We start from the raw sequence: 17,323 nt of genomic DNA on the forward strand, positions 1-17,323 counted from the left end.
CCTGCTTCCGGCGACAGGCGTGCCGTCACAGGTGAGGACAAAGCTGTCCCTTCTTCGACGGCACGCATGATGTTCGGCATGTCGTCGCACAGCTCGCGGTGGAGTCCTTGTGCGTGGTTCGAGCCGGCCGACAGGTGCCGGCCGTGTCCGCTTGATGCCTCTATGTGCGGTGTCGCGAGGGGTCGTGAGTGGCAAGGGCGGTTCTAACACTCTTTTTCACTCACGACCCCTCGTGAAACCGTGCAAATCGGGCATCACCCTCTGGGAACGAGTCCCTTATGGATGGTTGAGAAGGTGCCAGGTCTCTTTGGCGGGATCAGCCGGCATGAAAAGGGCCCCGCACGAAACCGTGCGGGGCCCTACTCACGTCAACGCTGGATCACGGAGGCGGGAAGAGCCGCGAGCTCGACGACGTCGGCGTCTCATCGCCTTCGACGATGAACAGCGTGATCGGCGCGTTCTTCGCGACCTTCGAACCGGCCTGCGGGTTGGTCTTGCTGACCTTGCCCGCGTCGTCCTTGTCGCCGTTCTTGTCCGCCTGGGTGTTCAGCTGACCGTTCCAGCCCAGCTGCTGCAGCTGTCGCGTCGCCTGCTCCTCGGTCATGCCCTTCAGGTTCGGCATGTCGAAGGTCTCCTGGTTGCCGTTCGACACGGACAGCTTGACGACACTGCCGACCGGCAGTTTGCCGCCGTTCGGGGTCTGGTCGATCACCGTGCCCTTGGGCTGGTCGGAGTCCACGTTGGTGACCGACGGGGTGAACCCGGCCGCCTTCAACCCGGCTTCGGCCTCGGCCTGCGTCTTGCCCTTGTAGTTCGGGACCGTCTTCAGTTCCTTGGACTTGCCGACCGTGATGTCGACCCTCGACCCCTGATCGACCTCGGCCTGCGGAGCCGGGTTCTGCGACATGACTTTGCCGGCCTCGGTCGTGTCTTCGGTCTCCACCTCGTCGGTCGCGCCGAGCTTCAGACCGGCTTCGGTCAGCGCGGCCGTGGCCTCGGCCACGCTCTTGCCCTTGAGGTCCGGGGTCTTGACCTTCTCCGGTTTCGCGCCGACGGTCAGCGTGATCTTTTCCGAGGTCGGCGTCATCTGCCCCTCGGCCGGGCTGATCGCGATGACCTTGTCGATCAGGTTCTCGTCGCAAGCGGGCAGGCCGTTGACGGCCTCACCGGTGCAGGGCACCTTCTTGGTGGGTTCGAACGAGTTGAACCCCGCGGCCCGGAGCGTGTCCTTCGCCGCGGACTCGAACTGGCCCGTGACCTTCGGGATCGCCTTGCTCTCCGCGCCGGTGCTGTTGAACGCGTTGGACAGCCACATGATCAGCAGCACCACGGCGGCCAGCGAGACCACGAGACCGGCGATGAGCCAGGCACGCCGCTTCTTCTTCGCGGCCGGGTCCTCTTCTTCGTCCTCGTACTGGTCGTAGCGCGGCGGCACCCGGCGGTCGGAGTCCATGACCTGGGTGCGCTCGTCCTCCGACATCACCATCGGCGCGGCCGGACGCTGGCCGGACAGCGTGCGGACCAGGTCCGAACGCATCTCCGCCGACGACTGGTACCGGTTCGCCGGGCCCTTCGCGAGCGCCTTGAGCACGACGGCGTCGAGCTCGGGCGCCACCGCCGGGTTCACCGACGACGGCGGGTTCGGGTCTTCCCGGACGTGCTGGTACGCCACCGCCACGGGCGAGTCGCCGGTGAAGGGCGGCTCGCCGGTGATGAGTTCGTACAGCACACAACCGGCGGCGTAGACGTCGGAACGCGCGTCGACGGACTCACCGCGCGCCTGCTCCGGCGAGAGGTACTGCGCCGTGCCGATCACCGCGGCGGTCTGCGTCATCGCGGACTGCCCGTCGTGCATGGCGCGCGCGATGCCGAAGTCCATCACCTTGACGGCGCCGTTCTTCGTGATCATCACGTTCGCCGGTTTGACGTCGCGGTGCACGATGCCGTGCCGGTGCGAGAAATCCAGTGCCGCGCAGACGTCGGCCATGACCTCCATCGCCCGCTTCTGCGACATCGGCCCTTCGGTCTTCACGATGTCCCGCAGAGTCCGTCCTTCGACGTACTCCATGACGATGTAGGGCAGCGGGCCGAACTCGGTGTTCGTCTCGCCGGTGTCGTAGACGGCGACGATCGCCGGGTGGTTCAGTGCCGCCGCGTTCTGTGCCTCGCGACGGAAACGTTCTTGGAACTGGGGATCCCGCGCCAGATCGGCACGCAGGATCTTGATCGCCACCTCCCGGCCCAGGCGCACGTCGTGGCCGTGGTGGACCTCCGACATGCCTCCGTAGCCGAGCGTTTCGCCCAGCTCGTAGCGGTTGCTGAGCAGTCTTGGTGTGCTCATCTCTGCGTGCCGTTCCATTCCGTCCAAGGTTTGCTGCTCATCATTCCCGGATTCGCCTGTCCGGCCGGCTCCTCGGTGCCGCCCTCCGTCGGCACCGCTGGGTATGCGGATGTCGGCGAAGGACCTTCAGACTCCTTACCCGGAGCCGGCGCGTGTTCACTGGTTTCCACGCCGCCCGACTGCGGTCCGTTGCCCGAACCGACCAGTCTCACGATGAGGAAGGCGCCTGCCACCAGTACTGCGATCAGGATCACCGCGAGCAGTACCCACCAGCCCCATTGTGGCCGTCTGCCCGGCAGGCGGCGGACCGCCATCGGCGGCGGGCCGCTGACCGGGTGCATCGCCGGCTGCGACGCAGGCCCGACGGCCACCATCGGGTTCGGCGGCGAATGCGGGCCGGGCTGCATCACGGGCTGACCCGCGGAGTACGCCACGTTCACCAGCCCCGACGGTGTCGGCAGCGGAAGCCCGGCGCGGACCGCGGCCACCGCGGCGGCGAACTCGCCACCGCTGTTGTACCGCTGTCTCGGATCCTTGATCAGGGTCGCTTCGATCACCGCGCGGGCGCCCGGTGGCACGTCCGGCGGCAGCGGCGGCGGGAGGTCGCGGATGTGCATCATCGCGACGGTCACCGCGTTCTCCGAAAGGAACGGCCGGTGCCCGGTGAGGCATTCGTAGCCGCATACGGCCAGCGAGTAGACGTCGCTCGCCGGTTCGGCGTTGTGCCCGAGCGCCTGCTCGGGTGCGATGTAGTGGGCGGTGCCCATCACCATGCCGGACCTGGTCACGGGGGCGGCGTCGGCGGCCTTCGCGACACCGAAGTCCGTGATCTTCACCTGCCCGGCCGGGGTCACCATGATGTTGCCCGGTTTGACGTCGCGGTGCACAAGACCGGTTTCGTGCGCGGCCTGCAGCGCGTTACCGGCCTGCTCCAAGATGTCCAAGGTGCGCTCGGCGTTCAGCCGTCCTTCGCGGGTGATGATCGCGGCCAGCGGATCGCCTTCGACCAGCTCCATCACCAGATACGCGATCGACAGCTCGTCCGCGACCGTCTCGCCGTAGTCGTGCACCGCGGCGATGCCGGGATGGTTCAGCGACGCGGTCATCCGCGCCTCGGTCCGGAACCGGTGCAGGAACTCCGCGTCGCCGGACAGCTCCGCCTTCAGGATCTTGACCGCGACCGTCCGGTCCAGCCGCGTGTCACTGGCCTGCCAGACCTCGCCCATCCCGCCGACGGCGATCCGGTTCGTCAGCTTGTACCGGTCGGCCAGCAGCTGACCCGAGGACAGCATCCGCTATCCACCCCCGAGCATGGCGTTGACGGCGGCGCGGCCGATCTCCGCGGCCACGGTGCCACCGGTCGCTTCGAGCCCGCGGTTACCCCCGGATTCGACGATCACCGAGACGGCGATCTTCGGGTCCATCGCCGGCGCGAACCCGGTGTACCAGGCGTGCGGCGGGGTGTTCTTCGGGTCGTTGCCGTGCTCGGCGGTGCCGGTCTTGGAGGCGATCTGGATGTCGCCGCGTTTGCCGGCGCCCTTCGTGTTCTCTTCCGACGCCAGCATCATGTCGCGCAGGATCGCGGCGTTCGCGCTGGACATCGCGGCGTCACCGGTCAGTTCGATCGGGGTGTAGTCCTCGATGGTCGACAGGTTCGGCGCCAGCAGCGACTGCACGAGCTGCGGTTTCATCGCCATCCCGTTGTTCGCGATGGTCGCCGAGAGCAGGCAGTCCTGCAGGGGCGTCAGCCGCACGTCGCGCTGGCCGATGGCGCTCTGGTACAGGGCCGCCTTCGATTCGAGCGGGCCGAGGGAGGATCCGGCGACCCGCATCGGCACGGTCAGGTCCTCGCCGACGCCGAAGTTCTTGGCCGTCGCGTTCAGCTTGTCCTTGCCGAGCTCGCCGGCGATTTCGGCGAAGGGCACGTTGCACGAGTACCGCAGCGCTTCCTTCAGCGTGCTGCCCTTGCAGGCCGCGCCGCCGTAGTTCTCCAGCGTCGTCTGCGTGCCGGGGAGCTTCACGTTGGGCGCGGTGTTGACCGGCATGTCCGCGGTCTTGCCGTCCTCGAGCGCGGCCGCGGTCACCAGCAGCTTGGCCGTCGAACCCGGCGGGTACGTCTCCGAGATCGCGCGGTTCAGCATCGGCTTCTTCGGATCGTCGCGCCACTGCGACCAGGCCGCGACCTGCTCCTTCGTGGTGTGCGAGGCCAGCTTGTTCGGGTCGAACGACGGCGTCGACACCATCGCGAGGATGCGCCCGGTCTTGGGCTCCATCGCGACCACCGCGCCGGTGTAGCCCTTCCGCGTCATCAGGTCGTACGCGGCCTTCTGCACGGCCGGGTTGATCGTCAGCCGCACGTTCCCGCCGCGCGGGTCGCGGCCGGTGACCATGTCCGAAAGACGCCGCACGAACAGCCGCGGGTCGGAACCGTTGAGGACGTCGTCCTCGGACCGCTCCAGACCGCCCGAGCCGTAGTTGATCGAGTAGTAGCCGGTGACCGGCGCGTACATCGGGCCGTCGGCGTAGGTCCGGATGAACTTGTACTTGTCGTTCGACGGGTCGACCTTCGCGAGCGCGGCGCCGTCGGGCGTCACGATCAGCCCTCGCTGGCGGGAGTACTCGTCGTAGAGCACGCGCACGTTGCGCGAGTCGGTGCGGTAGTCGTCGGCCTTGACCACCTGGATGTAGGTGGCGTTGGCCATCAGGAGCACCACCATGACGAGCATGGCGACACCCACCTTGCGGAGCGGGGTGTTCACGACGGGCTCCCCTCACCGGTCGCGGGCGGCCGCTGGACCATCACCGTGTGCGCTTCGGCGAGCGGCGCCTGCGGCTGCTGCGGCTTCGGCCGCACCGCGGGTTTGCGGGCGGCGTCGGAGATTCGGAGCAGGAGAGCCACCAGGATGTAGTTCGCGAGCAGTGAAGAACCACCGCGGGAGAGGAACGGGGCGGTGATCCCGGTGTTCGGGATCAGGTTCGTGACGCCGCCGACGACGACGAAGATCTGCATGACCAGGGCGAACGACAGACCGCCGCCGAGGAGTTTGCCGAAGGTGTCGCGCACGGCGAGGGCGCTGCGCATCCCGCGCATCGCCAGGATCAGGTACAGCATCAGCATCGCCGTGAGCCCGATCAGGCCGAGTTCCTCGCCGATCGCGGTGGTGATGAAGTCCGTCTTGGCCTCGGGGACCATATCCGGCCGCCCGGCGCCGAGGCCGGTCCCGCCGACCCCGCCGGTGCCGAGCCCGAACAGCCCCTGCGCGACCTGGTAGCCGCCGCCGGGGTCGTCGTAGGTGGCCAGCGGGTCGATCCAGTTCCGGACGCGCTGCTGGACGTGCGTGAACAGGTTGTAGGCGATGATCGCGCCGGCGGCGAAGAAGCCGACACCCAGCACGACCCAGATGACCCGCTCGGTGGCGACGTACAGCATCACCAGCGTGACACCGAAGAACAGCAGCGACGTGCCGAGGTCCTTCTCGAACACCAGCACGCCGAGGCAGGCGGCCGCCGCGATGAGGATCGGGCCGAGGTCACGCGCGCGCGGCAGCTCGACGCCGACGATCCGCTTGCCCGCGACCATGAACAGGTCGCGTTTCGTCACCAGGAACGAGGCGAAGAAGATCATCAGCAGGATCTTCGCGAACTCGCCCGGCTGGATCGAGAAGAACGGCAGCTTGATCCAGACCTTCGCGCCGTTGACCTCGGACAGGCTCGACGGCAGCACCGCGGGCAGCGCGAGCGCCACGATCCCGACCAGACCGCAGGTGTAGCCGTAGCGGGTCAGCGTGCGGTGATCGCTGATCACGACCAGCACCACCACGAACAGCACCAGCGAGATCGCCGTGAACAGCACCTGCTTGGTGACGTCCGGCGTGTACTCCCTGCCCTGCTGGATCGCGCGTTCCGCGAGCGCCAGATCGATCCGGTGGATCATCACCAGGCCGAGCCCGTTCAGCAGCGCGACGCAGGGCAGGATCACCGGGTCCGCGTACGGCGCCCAGCGGCGGACCGCCAGATGCGCCGCCGTCAGCACCGCGAGGTACGAGAGCCCCAGCCAGATGATCGAGCTGGTGAGTTCCTGCTCCTGGTTCGCCTCCACCAGCACGAGCGCGACGGTGACGATGAAGGTCGCGAACGCCAGGAGGACGAGTTCGGTGCCGCGCCGCTTGGGCAGCTCGCGCGGAGGGTTCGTGGCGAACTGGGCCGAAGCCGGATCGGCGAGCGGCGTGCTCATCAGTTACCGCCCCCTGGTGCTGCCGTGGTCGGCGTCGAGCAGTCCCTCCCCGCTGGCTGATTCGCCGAACTCGGCGAGGCGGGGGTAGAAGGGGCGGCAGCCGACGACGACACCGGCGGTGCCGGTTCGGTAGGCGGCGTGGAAGTCGAGCTGGAGTTCGGTTTGCAGTCGGCCAGCTGCTTGTGCGGCCGCAGGAAGTCGTCGATGTACTTGCGGGCGTCGTCGAGGTTGTCCTTCTTGACGCCGTTCTTCACCGCGATCCGCGCGTCCTCCTGCAGTGCCGGCACCAAGAGCTTGTCGGTGCACAGCCCGCCCGGCGGGCACGAGCCCTGCTCGAAGGCGTGCAGGTCGATGCCGAGGACACTGCCGGGGACGCCGCGATAGATCACGACCTCCTCGCCGGGACCCTCGCCGACGTAGTACTGGCTCAGCACGAAATACCGCGTGGCGATCGCCGCCGCGGCCAGCACGATCAGGACGACCACAGCTCCCGCCAGCCAGCGAAATCGCCTCCGGCGCTTGACCTTCGGGTCCTCCTGTTGGGGCTGGACCTCGGGCCGCGGCTGCGGCGCGGGCTGGGTCAGCGCGCGGGCGCGGGCGGCGGGGGAGTCGCCCTGGTGGAACTCGTCACTGCCGTCCCCGGCGGCGCCGCCCACGATGGGCGCGTCCTCACCGAAGTCGACGTCGACGACGTCGGCGATGATCACCGTGACGTTGTCCGTGCCGCCGCCCTTGAGCGCCAGCTCGATCATCCGGTCGGCGCAGGCCTGCGGATCCGGGATCTGGATCGCCTCGGACAGCGTCTCGTCACTGACCATGCCGGACAGGCCGTCCGAACAGATCAGGTACCGGTCACCGGCGCGCGCCTCACGCACGGTCAGGCTCGGCTCGACCTCATGGCCGGTGAGCGCCTTCAGCAGCAGCGACCGCTGCGGGTGCACCGCGGCCTCTTCCGGCGTGATCCGGCCCTGTTCGAGAAGTTCGTTGACGAAGCTGTCGTCCCGCGTGATCTGCGAGAACTGACCGCCGCGCATCAGATACGCCCGCGAGTCGCCGACGTGCACGACACCCATCCGCGAACCGGCGAACAGCACGGCGGTCAGGGTGGTGCCCATGCCGTCGAGGTCCGGGTCCTGCTGGACCAGTTCGGCGATGGCCGCGTTGCCGTTCTGGACGGCCTCACGCAGCTGAGCGAGAAGATCGTCGCTCGGATCGTCGTCGTCGAGTGGGGCGAGGGAGGCGATGACGACCTTGCTGGCCACCTCACCCGCGGCGTGACCGCCCATGCCGTCGGCGAGGGCGAGCAGGCGGGGACCGGCGTACACGGAGTCCTGGTTGCTGGAACGCACCAGGCCCCGGTCGCTGCGAGCCGCGTAGCGGAGGACGAGAGTCATGGGCGAAGCTCGATCACCGTTTTGCCGATCCGGATGGGGACTCCGAGCGGAACCCGGAGGGGTGCCGTGACCTTAGCCCGGTCGAGGTACGTCCCGTTCGTCGAGCCAAGATCTTCCACGTACCAATCCTCCCCGCGCAGGGCGATCCGGGCGTGGCGGGTCGACGCGTAGTCGTCGTCCAGCACCAGGGTCGAGTCGTCGGCGCGGCCGATCAGGATCGGCCTGCCGTCCAAGGCGATCCTGGTTCCTGCCAGCGCACCATGGGTCACGAGCAGCTGCTGCGGCGATTTCCCGCCGCGCGGCTTCTTGGGTTCCTTCTTCTTGCGACCGAACGTCGGGACGGCGACTCGCAGCCCGGAGGCCGCGTACAGATCCGAACGGACGACACGCAACGCGGCGAACACGAAGAGCCAGAGCAGCACGAGAAAGCCCACCCTGGTGAGTTGAACGACCAGCTCTGGCACTTGTTGTGTCCGCTCCCGTTTCTCCTGTACGCCGCGGAGAGCCCGTGCCGTCCGGGATGGTCGGCTCCGGACAGCGCTGCTCTCCGCGTACGACCCGAGGTGCCGATCCACCACAGGTCCCGCACCGCAATTCTGCGATACCCCCTCCGGACGCCGCCGGTCAGCCCTGCGTACGGAACACGAGAGACGAGTGGCCCACGCGGATCACGTCGCCGTCGGCCAGCTGCCAGGTCTGCACCGGGGTGCCGTTGACCGTCGTGCCGTTGGTCGAACCGATGTCCGCGAGCGTCGCGCTCTGGCCGTCCCAGGTGATCTCCAGGTGACGGCGCGAGACGCCGGTGTCCGGGAGCCGGAAGTCGGCGTCCTGGCCGCGGCCCACGACGTTCCCGCCCTGCTTCAGCGAGTACGAACGGTTCGAGCCGTCGTCGAGCTGGAGGCTCGCGGTGAGCTGACGCCCGGCCGCCGGCTGGCCGCCGTAGCCGCCACCCTGCGCGTACGGGTCCGCGGCGGGCTGGCCGTACTGCTGCTGGCCGCCGCCGTACTGGTCGTACCCGCCCTGCTGCGGCTGGCCGCCGTACTGGTCATAGCCGGGCTGCTGCGCGGCGCCGCCGTAACCTTGGTCGTAGCCGGGCTGCTGCTGGGCGCCGCCGTATTGGTCGTAGCCCGGTTGCTGTGCGCCGCCGTAGCCCTGGTCGTAGCCGGGCTGCTGCTGGGCGCCGCCGTACTGGTCGTAGCCCGGTTGCTGTGCGCCGCCGTAGCCCTGGTCGTAGCCGCCCTGCTGCTGGCCGCCATAACCCTGGTCGTACCCGGGCTGCTGCTGGCCAGCCTGCTGTCCGTAGCCGTACTGGCCCTGCTGGCCGTACGGGTCACCCTGGTCGTATTGGCCGTAGCCGGGGGGCTGGCTCATTGCTGGGTCTCCTGCGTTGCTGGGTCGTGCCGACCGTGGCGAACCTTCGGCGCCGTGGGGCTTGACGTCGGGATCGACGGACGAACGGGTCTTGAACTGTCCAGTATGCAGCGCCTCGTTGCGCTCGAGCGAAACTACGACGTCACCATAGGTGTCCCATCCGTGCTCGGCGAGGTGTTCCTTGACCGCCTCCGCCAACACCGAAGTGACCCGACGCTCGTCTCCGGCCATGCGCTCGTGATCAGCCTGCCCCAGCGACACGATGTAGTGATTGGGGGCGAGCTGTCGACCACCGGCCAGCTCACGAACGTTCTCCTCGCTCTCGCGCTCAAGCGCCACCGCCACTTCCTGCGTGACGACGTTGCCACCGAACATGCGCGCGAAGGTGTTGCCTACGAGGTTCTCGAGCCGTCTGTCAAAGCGTTCGACGCGGCCCACCGGGCAACCTCCTCACACGTGTGCTTCCCCGTCGATCCTATCCGGGTACGGCCAGTCGGACACGGCCCCCGGTGAAACCCGCGAAATCCGCCTGCTACGCTTTGCGAGCTGTCAGAGAACGAAGCACTCGGGCGAGTGGCGGAATGGCAGACGCGCACGGTTCAGGTCCGTGTGTCCGAAAGGACGTGAGGGTTCAACTCCCTCCTCGCCCACTCTTGTTCGAGGCCCCCTTCGCTACGCGACGGGGGCCTCTTTCGTGAGGTCGTCGCTCGTCAGCTCCCGGGGGGCCGAGCCCCCCGGACCCCCGCGGTGCGTCCGGCGGCGGTTGGCGAGCGGGGGCGGCCTAGGGCCTGGCGGCCCTGGCCTGGGAAAAGAAAAAAGACCCGGCCTGGGCCGGGTCTTGAGGTGCGTGTGGGTCAGTTCACGCCGACGAGGTCGACGACGAAGATCAAGGTCTCGTTCGGCTTGATGACGCCGCCGGCGCCGCGTTCGCCGTACGCGAGGTGCGGCGGGATGACCAGCTTGCGACGGCCGCCGACCTTCATCCCGGCGACGCCCTGGTCCCAGCCGGGGATGACCTGGCCGGCGCCGAGGCCGAAGCGGAGCGGCTCACCGCGGTCCCACGACGCGTCGAACTGGTCGCCGGTCGAGTGCGAGACGCCGACGTAGTGCACCGTGACGGTGTCGCCGGACTTGGCCTCCTGGCCGTCGCCGACGGAGATGTCGGTCGTCTCCAGCTCGGAGGGTGCGGGCCCCTCGGGGCGGTCGATCTGGGGCTTCTGCGAAGACATGCCTGGAACATACCTGCGCTGGTCCCGGGTCCGCAGGGCGAGTGTTCCGCCGAACGGTGGCAAGAACGCGAATAGTCTTCACAAATTTGGATACCCGTGGGTAGTGTGCGCCTCGTCACTCTCCGACGACGGAGGTCTTTCATGCGACGAGGCATACGGGTCTTGACGACGCTGGCGGGGCTGACGCTGGTGGCGGGAACCGTCCCGGCACTTCAGGCGAACGCCGCGGAAACCCCACCGGACTCGGTGGTGGCGGCCGCGCTCGACGACTACTGCGGCGGCCAGTGCGGTGACATCCTCCCGCCCGGCACGAAGGGGAACGCCACCCTCGCCGAGATCCTGGCGCACAAGGCGTTCGGCACCCGGCCCGCGCATTCGGCCGATCAGCTCGGCAAGTACGCCTCGCTCGCCGACGGCTACAAGACGCTGACCACGGACAAGATCAACCAGTTCTTCAACGACGCCTCGTTCGGGATTCCGTCCGGGCAGGTCGAGAGCACGATCAAACCGCGTCCGGACGTGACGATCACCCGCGACAAGGCGACCGGCGTGCCCCGGATCGTCGGCACGACGCGGCCGGGCACGATGTACGGCGCCGGATACGCCGCCGCGCAGGACCGCCTGTGGCTGATGGACATCATGCGCCGGGTCGGCCGCGGCCAGCTGACCTCGTTCGCCGGTGGCGCCCAGGGCAACCGCGAACTCGAACAGAGCTTCTTCTCGTCGGCGCCGTACACCGAACAGGAACTGCAGAAGCAGATCGACAACGCGGCGGCCAGTGGTCCGCGCGGCGCACAGGGCAAAGCCGACGCCGAGGCCTATGTCCAAGGTGTCAACAAGTACATCTCCGACGCGCACAGCGGCCGCTACTTCCCCGGCGAGTACGTGCTCACCGGGCACGTCGACGCGATCACGAACGCCGGGACCATCGAGCCGTTCAAGCTCACCGACCTCGTCGTCCTCGCCGCCGTCGTCGGAGCGCAGTTCGGCGCCGGCGGTGGCGGCGAGGTGCAGAACGCCATCGCGAAGATGGCGATGCAGGAGAAGTACGGTCTCGAACAGGGCGACAAGGTCTGGCGGAGCCTCCGGTCCGAGGACGACCCCGAGACGGTCAAGACCCTCCACAATGGACAGACCTTCGACTACGGCAAGGCGCCGTCGAATCCGCAGGGCGCCGCGATGCCGGACAAGGGTTCGGTCACCGGGCAGCAGCTGGTCTTCGATCCGACCGGTTCCGCCGGGACGGCGGCACCCGCCAAGGTGGACGTTCCCGCGCCTGAAGACCAGAAGGCCGTCCGCGGCATCTTCGACGACGGCGTCCTGCCGGGCAACATGCTGTCGGAGAAGCACGGCATGTCCAACGCGCTGGTGGTCTCCGGCGCCAAGACCGCGAGTGGGCACCCGGTCGCCGTCTTCGGCCCGCAGGCCGGCTACTTCGCGCCGCAATTGCTGATGCTGCAAGAAATCCAGGGCCCTGGCATCAGCGCCCGCGGCGCCTCGTTCGCGGGGATCAGCATGTACGTGCTGCTCGGCCGCGGCAAGGACTACTCGTGGAGCGCGACGTCGGCGTCGCAGGACATCGTCGACACCTACGCCGTCGAACTGTGCGAGCAGAACGGTTCCGCGCCGACGAAGAACTCCAACTTCTACCGGTTCCGCGGGCAGTGCCTGCCGTTCGAGATCGTCGAACGCAAGAACGCCTGGAAGCCCACCGTCGCCGACGGCACGGCCGAAGGTTCGTACACCCTGCGCAGCTTCCGCACCAAGTACGGGCCGGTGACGAGCCGGGCGCTGGTCGGCGGCAAACCGGTCGCGTACGCGTCGCTGCGGTCGACGTTCCAGCACGAGATCGACACGATCATCGGCTTCCAGAAGTTCAACGACCCGGACGCGATCAAGTCCGCGCAGGACTTCCAGGCCGCGGCGGCCGACGTCAACCAGACCTACAACTGGTTCTACGCCGACTCGCGTGACGTCGCGTACTTCAACTCGGGCTCGAACCCGGTCCGCAATCCGAACGTCGACCCGGCCATGCCGGTGAAGGGCGACGCCGGATTCGACTGGCAGGGCTGGAACCCCGACGGCAACCTCGCGAACTACACGCCGTCGTCACAGCATCCGCAGTCGATCAACCAGGACTACTACATCAGCTGGAACAACGCGCAGGCCAACGGCTACGCGGCCAGCGGCGCGGACAAGAGTTCCGTGCACCGCGGCGATCTGATCGACGCGCGGGTCAAGAAGATGATCTCCAGCGGCACCAAGGTGACGCGGGTGAACCTCACGCAAGCCATGGAGGAGGCCGCGCTCGCCGACCTCCGCGCGGAGAAGGTGCTGCCGGAACTGTTCAAGGTGATCGACAAGGCGCCGGTGACCGGTCCGGCCGCGGACGCGGTGGCGAAGCTGAAGACCTGGCTCTCCGCGGGCGGTCTGCGCTCGGAGACCTCGCCGGGCAGCAAGGCCTACGCCGACGCCGACGCGATCCGCATCATGGACGCCTGGTGGCCCCTGCTGGTGAACGCGCAGTTCAAACCGGGCATGGGCGACGCCTACGGCGCCATGGTCGGGGTGCTGAAGATCAACGAGTCACCGTCGGGCTGGCAGAACGAGGTTCCTGGCAAGCACGTCGGCCAGTCGCACGCGGGTTCGTCGTACCAGGCGGGCTGGTGGGGCTACGTGCACAAGGACATCCGTTCGGTACTCGGGCAGAACGTCGCCGGTCCGCTCGCCGTGAAGTACTGCGGTGGGGGCGACCTCAACGCCTGCCGCCAGGTGCTGCTCGACTCGCTGACGCAGGCGGCCGCGCAGCCCGCCAACACCGTCTATCCCGGTGACGGCGACTGCGCCGCGGGCGATCAGTGGTGCGCCGACACGATCATCCACCGCGCGCTCGGCGGCATCACGCAGGACAAGATGAGCACCCAGAACCGGCCGACCTTCCAGCAGGTCGTGGAGTTCCCGGCGAAACGCGGCGACAACATCGCCAACCTCGCCACCGGCCGCTCGGTGAGCGCGACCAGCCACGAAACGGGCTGGTACAACTCGCCGCCGTCCAACGCCATCGACGTGAACCTGTCGACGCGCTGGGCGAGCGATTGGAGCGACAACCAGTCGATCACCGTCGACCTCGGTTCGGTGCAGCGCGTCTCCCGCGTGGTTCTGCGGTGGGAATCGGCGTACGGCAAGGCGTACAAGGTGCAGGTCTCGTCCGACGGGACGAACTGGCGGGACGTGGCGTCCATAGTGGACGGAGACGGCGGGCAGGACAACGTCGCCTTCGAAGCCGTGGACGCGCGTCACGTCCGGATGGCCGGTCTCCAGCGCGGCACGAAGTACGGCTACTCCCTCTACGAGTTCGAGGTCTATGCCCACTAGGCGCGCTGCCCGCCTCGCGGCCGGCTTCGGCGATGGCGAAGAACCGACGTGGGAAACGCCGAGGTGACGGAGCAATCCGGCGTCGCGAAGCTCGGCTAGCGCGCCGAAGTGGCCGGCGATCGGAACCGACCCGGACAGCCGCAGGTTCGCCGGACGGGTCCCGGCGAGGGGCCTCGCTGGGCAAGCGCATCGCGCCGAACCCGACCCGGTTGACCGGCAGGTCTCCGAGCGTCCAGGTCGTCACGTGGTGATCATCGCGGGACGGTTTACGGTGACGAGGTGGACACGAACGACTGGTCACCTCGCACCCTCGCCGTCGCCGCCGGACGACCGGAGGGCCCCGGCGAACCGCTGAACGTGCCGATCGTCGCGGCGAGCACCTTCGACGCCGGCGCCGACCGCGCGTATTCACGGGAGGACGGCACCCCGACCTGGGAGGCCCTCGAAGCCGCGATCGGCGCGCTCGAAGGCGGGCACGCCACCGCGTTCGCCTCGGGGATCGCGACGCTCAGCGCCGTGATCGACACTCTGCCGGTGGGCGCGAAGGTCTGCGTCCCGACGTTCTCCTACGCGGGATCGCGTGGCCTGCTCGCGCACGCGCAGCGCACCGGACGCCTGGTGGTGACCGAGATCGCGCCGGACGACACGGCCGCCTGGGTCGCGGCCGCGGACGCCGACCTGCTCTGGCTCGAATCGCCGACCAACCCGACGCTCGACGTCATCGACATCGAGACGATCGCCGCCGCCGCGAACGGCCTGGTCGCCGTGGACAACACGTTCGCCACCCCGCTCGGGCAGCGGCCGCTGGACCTCGGCGCCGACATCGTCGTGCACAGCGCGACGAAACTCATCGGCGGCCACAGCGATCTGCTGCTCGGACTGACCATCGCGGCCGACGAAGGCGTCGCGAAGGACCTGCGCGACGCGCGCACCAGGTTGGGCGCGACGCCGGGAGCGCTCGAAGCGTGGCTCGCCCTGCGCGGGCTGCGGACGCTCCCGGTCCGCCTCGCCGAGCAGACGCGCACGGCCGCCCTGCTGGCGGCGCGCCTGGTCGACCATCCCGCCATCACCCGGGTGCGTTATCCCGGCTCCGGCACGATGATCGCGTTCGAACTCCCGGACGCGGAGACCGCGGACAAGGTCATCGGTTCGCTGCGGCTGATCCGCGCCGCCACCAGCCTCGGCGGCGTGGAGAGCCTGGTCGAGCGCCGGGCCTGGCTGGCAGGCGACGCCCACGTGCCCGCCGGGCTCGTCCGGTTCAGCGTCGGGCTCGAAGATCCGGAAGATCTCTGGACGGATCTGGCCTCGGCGCTCGGCTAGCTTGGGCATGTGGACGAGACGAAACCGCCTCGGCGGCTCGGTCAGTTGCTGTGGGGCCTGTTCTGGCTCCTGGTGCTCGGCTTCCTCGCGATCGTCACCGCGGGTCTGCTGGCCGAGCTCGCGGCGTCGCCCTGCCCGAGCGACGCGATTTGGGCCTGTGCCGCGGAAAACCGGACCTTCGCCACCTTCCTGCCCGCGATCGGGTTCGGCCTCGGCCTCCTGATCGCGGCGGTGGGCGGCGGCCGGGCGGTGCGGAACCGGACGTCGCCGAAGCCCTGGCTGTTCGGCGCGGGCCTCCTCGGCGCGCTCTCCCTCGCCGTGGCACTGTTCCTGGTGTTCTGATCGTGACCTTCTGGTTGCCCGGCGCCGGTATCCGGACGTAAATGGTCAGGCCTTCACCAAAACGTGGTCCGGACGGGTGAACCGGTCGGCGGCAAGTGTGCGGAGAGTCTTCGAAAAAGGGAGATCCGGCCAGGAAAACCGGCGATTCCGGGCGGTTCGGCGGGCGGGGAAAAAATACTTCCGCACCGCAACCGATCCGGCCCTCCGGGTGTTAACATTCCTTCGTCGCCGCGAGACTTTCCCTCTGTTGAGCGACTTTCGGGCCCTTGTATCGGGCAGGAATACCGCGGCGTTACCGGTTTTCCCAGTGGTTCTTGTCACGACTTTTCCACTACGGCCCCGCTGTACTTTTCCGGCAGGATCACGCTGTCACCCGAACGTGCGATTCCTTTCGGGTGACCGCAGGGTGGGGGTCACCCTGTGTTGCGATGTTTCCACTGGGAGATCACTTTGAAGAAGACGTTGGGCCGCCTCGCGGGCGCGGTGCTGGCCGGCGCCGTCATCTCGCTGGCCGTGACGCCGGTCGCGATGGCGCAGACCGAAACGACGACCACGCCTCCCGCGCCGTCGAGCGAAGCGCCCTCCACGGCACCTTCGCCTTCGTGGTCGGGCGGCAAGGTGACGTCGGCTCCGCCGGAGACGAGCACCCCGGCCTCGTCGTCCTCGCAGGAGCCGACGCCGACCAGCAGCGGCAAGCCGACTTCCGGCAAGCCGTCGCCGACCTCCACCTCTGAGGCGCCGACCAGCACCACCCCGCCGATGCCGGAGCTGAACGTCGGCGCCGGATACGTCGAGGGCAACGAGGGTGCGTTGGCCATCCTCTGCGGTTCGGAGCCCGCCGACGTCACCGCGCCGGACTTCACCATCGTCGACTCGTTCCAGGACGGTGGCGAGGCCTACCTGTGGATCTACATCATCGAGGCCAAGCCCGGCTTCAAGGGCACCGCGAGCACCTTCACCTGGACCTGCGACGGCAAGCCGGGCAAGGGTGACATCGAGTTCGAGGAGATTCCTGGCGGCGGCGCGACCGCGCCGGGCGCCGACAAGCCGAAGAAGCAGGTCAAGCTGAAGCCCAAGGGCGGCATCGAGACCGGTTTCGGCGCCACCGCGGCCTGATCCGATGAAGCTCCTGACGCAGGGCGGCCGCGTGGTCGCGGCCGCCCTTGTGCTTTCCCTCGCGCTGACGGGATGCGGCACCGACGAACCCGCCCCGCCCGCCGCGCAGGCGGCGGCGGAATCGACACCGCCGGTCGTCAAACCGTTCAACGGGACTCGCCCGACGAACGTGCGGATTCCCAAGATCGGCGCGGAATCGAGCCTGGTCACGGTCGCCATCGGCAAGGACGGCAAGATGTCCGTCCCGTCGGCGAAGAACCCGATGCAAGCCGCTTGGTACCGGCTTTCTCCGGTGCCGGGTGACGTCGGCCCGTCGATCCTGCTCGGCCATGTCGACGGCAACAAGCAGCCGGGCATCTTCTACAAGCTCAAGGACGTCAACCCGGGTGACGAGGTGCTCGTCGACCGCAGCGACGGCAAGAGCCTGAAGTTCGTGGTCGAGAAGAAGGACCAGGTCCCCAAGGACCAGTTCCCCGAGGAAGCGGTCTACGGCAACACGGACAAGCCGCAGCTGCGGCTGATCACCTGTGGCGGTGTCTTCGACAAGGAAGAGCACAGCTACAAGGACAACGTGATCGTCTACGCGAACCTCGCTCCCTGA

General features: G+C 68.4%; 13 protein-coding genes and 1 tRNA gene. 6 read left to right on the forward strand and 8 right to left on the reverse strand.

What is annotated here, in order from left to right; translation table 11 throughout:
- Positions 1-379: 379 nt before the first annotated feature.
- From pknB to AC069H_RS02410, 7 genes are all read right to left on the reverse strand, one after another.
- Positions 380-2,341, reverse strand: a complete 1,962-nt coding sequence (pknB, locus tag AC069H_RS02380) for a Stk1 family PASTA domain-containing Ser/Thr kinase (RefSeq protein WP_478231092.1) — start codon at positions 2,339-2,341, stop codon at positions 380-382.
- Positions 2,338-3,633: a protein kinase domain-containing protein gene (locus AC069H_RS02385; RefSeq protein WP_478231093.1), complete on the reverse strand. Its 1,296-nt coding sequence runs from the start codon at positions 3,631-3,633 to the stop codon at positions 2,338-2,340. Before AC069H_RS02385 ends, pknB begins: the two co-directional genes overlap by 4 nt.
- A gap of 3 nt (positions 3,634-3,636) precedes the next feature.
- Positions 3,637-5,100: a peptidoglycan D,D-transpeptidase FtsI family protein gene (locus tag AC069H_RS02390; protein ID WP_340686047.1), complete on the reverse strand. Its 1,464-nt coding sequence runs from the start codon at positions 5,098-5,100 to the stop codon at positions 3,637-3,639.
- The gene (locus AC069H_RS02395) at positions 5,097-6,575 is read right to left on the reverse strand and encodes an FtsW/RodA/SpoVE family cell cycle protein (RefSeq protein WP_340686046.1); all 1,479 of its coding nucleotides are present in this window, start codon (positions 6,573-6,575) and stop codon (positions 5,097-5,099) included. Before AC069H_RS02395 ends, AC069H_RS02390 begins: the two co-directional genes overlap by 4 nt.
- Positions 6,575-7,969 carry a protein phosphatase 2C domain-containing protein gene (locus AC069H_RS02400; protein WP_340686045.1) on the reverse strand — a complete coding sequence of 465 codons (1,395 nt, stop codon included), beginning with the start codon at positions 7,967-7,969 and terminating at the stop codon, positions 6,575-6,577. Before AC069H_RS02400 ends, AC069H_RS02395 begins: the two co-directional genes overlap by 1 nt.
- Entirely contained in the window at positions 7,966-8,433 is a 468-nt protein-coding gene (locus AC069H_RS02405) for an FHA domain-containing protein FhaB/FipA (RefSeq protein ID WP_276365536.1), read from the reverse strand. Before AC069H_RS02405 ends, AC069H_RS02400 begins: the two co-directional genes overlap by 4 nt.
- 160 nt (positions 8,434-8,593) lie before the next feature.
- Complete coding sequence (locus AC069H_RS02410; protein WP_478231094.1) at positions 8,594-9,778, reverse strand: DUF3662 and FHA domain-containing protein; 1,185 nt, start codon at positions 9,776-9,778, stop codon at positions 8,594-8,596.
- A 129-nt stretch (positions 9,779-9,907) separates the two neighbouring features.
- On the opposite strand from AC069H_RS02410, the gene AC069H_RS02415 reads away from it, so the two are divergent.
- Positions 9,908-9,990, forward strand: a tRNA-Leu gene (locus AC069H_RS02415).
- Between the two features lie 204 nt (positions 9,991-10,194).
- Here AC069H_RS02415 and AC069H_RS02420 read toward each other — a convergent pair.
- Complete coding sequence (locus tag AC069H_RS02420) at positions 10,195-10,569, reverse strand: FKBP-type peptidyl-prolyl cis-trans isomerase (RefSeq protein WP_340686044.1); 375 nt, start codon at positions 10,567-10,569, stop codon at positions 10,195-10,197.
- 141 nt (positions 10,570-10,710) lie between these two features.
- Between AC069H_RS02420 and AC069H_RS02425 the strand changes: the two genes are divergently transcribed.
- The 5 genes from AC069H_RS02425 to AC069H_RS02445 all read left to right on the forward strand — a co-directional run bounded on the left by AC069H_RS02425 (position 10,711) and on the right by AC069H_RS02445 (position 17,323).
- A complete protein-coding gene (locus tag AC069H_RS02425; protein ID WP_478231095.1) occupies positions 10,711-13,944 on the forward strand; it encodes a penicillin acylase family protein in 3,234 nt (1,077 codons plus the stop codon).
- A 279-nt stretch (positions 13,945-14,223) separates the two neighbouring features.
- A complete protein-coding gene (locus AC069H_RS02430) occupies positions 14,224-15,264 on the forward strand; it encodes a trans-sulfuration enzyme family protein (protein WP_478223881.1) in 1,041 nt (346 codons plus the stop codon).
- Between the two features lie 9 nt (positions 15,265-15,273).
- Positions 15,274-15,606 (forward strand): hypothetical protein, encoded by a 333-nt coding sequence (locus AC069H_RS02435; RefSeq protein ID WP_478223880.1) that lies wholly within the window; start codon positions 15,274-15,276, stop codon positions 15,604-15,606.
- A gap of 450 nt (positions 15,607-16,056) precedes the next feature.
- The gene (locus AC069H_RS02440) at positions 16,057-16,722 is read left to right on the forward strand and encodes a hypothetical protein (protein ID WP_478223879.1); all 666 of its coding nucleotides are present in this window, start codon (positions 16,057-16,059) and stop codon (positions 16,720-16,722) included.
- A gap of 4 nt (positions 16,723-16,726) precedes the next feature.
- The gene (locus tag AC069H_RS02445) at positions 16,727-17,323 is read left to right on the forward strand and encodes a class F sortase (protein ID WP_478231096.1); all 597 of its coding nucleotides are present in this window, start codon (positions 16,727-16,729) and stop codon (positions 17,321-17,323) included.

The organism is Amycolatopsis sp. NPDC043887 (assembly GCF_056435665.1).